Raw genomic sequence first — 2222 nt, forward strand, 5'->3', positions numbered from 1 at the left:
TAAAATACCAGCCCGCGACTTGATCGACCAGACGCCAGCGCCTCGCTGCAGATAAGCCTTTCCCATTTTGACACGTTGGGCTTCAGGCCGCCAACATTGTTTGCTTTGCGACACATGCCGGAATCGCGGTCATTCTTTGGCGGGAACCGTGCGCAGGTAAGCCACGATCGCCGTGAGATCCTCGTCGTTCATGCGCGCGTACCAGTCAAAGCCCATGGGAGGCTTGAGCTTGCTGCCGTCCGGACGGACGCCCTGGGTGATGGCGCGCTTGATCTCGGCATCGCTCCATCCGCCGATGCCCTTGTCCTTGCTCGAGGTGATGTTGCGCGAATGCGAGACGCCCCAGGGCCCGGGGAATTCACGTCCACCCTTGCCGAGCGACCCCTTGAAGTCGACGCCGCTCCCGGGCGGACCGAAAGGCGTGTGGCATTCCATGCAATGCCCGATGGTCGCGAGATAGAAGCCCTTCTTCACCTTGTCGGAAAGGTCGGCCTCGCTGAACGGCTTCTCGCCGCCGGGGAACATGATGTGCGGCAGCGCGATCTTGTAGATCGGGTCCGGGACCTTGTTGCTGACCGGCTTGACGGTGCGCAGATAGGCGACGATCGAGTCCATGTCGCGCTCAGTGACGATGCCGTAGAAATTCGTCGGCATCACCTCGGCGAGCTGCACGTCGTTCGGCCGCTTGCCGGTGCGCAGCGCCGTCTTGATCTGCGCGTCCGTCCACGCACCGATGCCGGTGGCCTTGTCCTGCGTGATGTTGGGCGCCGTCACCTTGAACGGCGGCTCGTCGAACTCGAGACCGCCCGACAGGTCGCGCTCGAACACCGGCGCGCCGCGCTCGCCCCTCGGCGTGTGGCAGTTCTGGCAAGTCATGATCGTGTTGACGAGATACTTGCCGCGCTCGGCGCTGCCCTGCGCCTGTGCGCAGATCGTGCCCGCGGCCGTCAGTGCGACGGCCGCCAATAACCGGATCATCATGAAGCCCTCCCAGAGCCCGCCTTCCCGACGATTATTGTTCTGACTCGGCGTGCGGGTGACAAGCGCCAAAAGCAAAAGGGCGGCCAAAAGCCGCCCTTTTATTTCATCTTGTGAACGTCGGTTCGCCGATCAGGCGGCGGCCGGTTCGGCTGCTTTCTCCTGCACCGGCCCGGAGTCCTGCCCGCGCGCATCAACGTCGCGATCGACCAGCTCGATCACGCCGACCGGCGCGCTATCGCCATAGCGATAGCCGGCCTTGAGCACGCGGGTGTAGCCGCCGTTGCGCGAGGCGTAGCGCGGCCCGAGCACCTCGAACAGCTTCTTCACCATCGGCGGATCGCGCAGCTCGGCGAGCGCCTGGCGCCGCGCGTGCAGATCGCCGCGCTTGGCCAGCGTGATCAGCTTCTCGACCACCGGGCGCAGATCCTTCGCCTTCGGCAGCGTGGTGATGACCTGCTCGTGCTTGATCAGCGCCGAGGCCAGGTGCTGGAACAGCGCCTTGCGCTGGTCCGACCGGCGATTGAACTTGCGGTGAGCGTTACCGTGACGCATCGCGTGCTTCCTGTTCCCTCAAACGAAACCCGGCCGCGTGCGGCCGGGACACGTCTCAATAATGGTCCTCGAAGCGCTTGGCGAGCTCTTCGATGTTCTCCGGCGGCCAGCCCGGCACTTCCATGCCGAGGTGCAGGCCCATCTGCGCCAGCACTTCCTTGATCTCGTTCAGCGACTTGCGACCGAAATTCGGCGTGCGCAGCATCTCGGCCTCGGTCTTCTGCACGAGGTCGCCGATGTAGACGATGTTGTCGTTCTTCAGGCAGTTGGCCGAACGCACTGACAGCTCGAGCTCGTCCACCTTCTTGAGGAAGGCCGGGTTGAACGGGATCTCGGCGATGACCTCGGAGACGACCTCCTTGCGCGGCTCCTCGAAATTCACGAACACGTTGAGCTGGTCCTGCAGGATGCGCGCCGCATAGGCGAGCGCGTCCTCCGGCGTCAGCGCGCCGTTGGTCTCGATCTGCATCGTCAGCTTGTCGTATTCGAGGATCTGCCCCTCGCGGGTGTTCTCGACCCGGTAGGAGACTTTGCGCACCGGCGAGTAGATGCTGTCGACCGGGATCAGGCCGATCGGCGCGTCCTCGGGCCGGTTACGCTCGGCCGGCACGTAGCCCTTGCCGGTATTGACCGTGAACTCCATGCGGATCTCGGCGCCTTCGTCGAGATGACAGATCACGTGATCGGGG

General features: G+C 64.1%; 3 protein-coding genes. All 3 read right to left on the reverse strand.

Annotated elements, in window-relative coordinates; all coding sequences use genetic code 11:
* Positions 1-129: 129 nt before the first annotated feature.
* Positions 130-981, reverse strand: coding sequence for a c-type cytochrome (locus JOZ76_RS04180; protein WP_291697364.1), 852 nt, complete (start codon positions 979-981; stop codon positions 130-132).
* A gap of 129 nt (positions 982-1110) precedes the next feature.
* A complete protein-coding gene (rplQ, locus tag JOZ76_RS04185) occupies positions 1111-1533 on the reverse strand; it encodes a 50S ribosomal protein L17 (protein WP_291697365.1) in 423 nt (140 codons plus the stop codon).
* A gap of 55 nt (positions 1534-1588) precedes the next feature.
* Positions 1589-2222, reverse strand: a 634-nt coding sequence (locus tag JOZ76_RS04190; protein ID WP_291697366.1) for a DNA-directed RNA polymerase subunit alpha, incomplete at its 5' end; no start/stop codon positions are given.

The sequence above is a fragment of the Bradyrhizobium sp. genome, assembly GCF_019244115.1.
Taxonomy (GTDB): Bacteria; Pseudomonadota; Alphaproteobacteria; order Rhizobiales; family Xanthobacteraceae; genus Bradyrhizobium.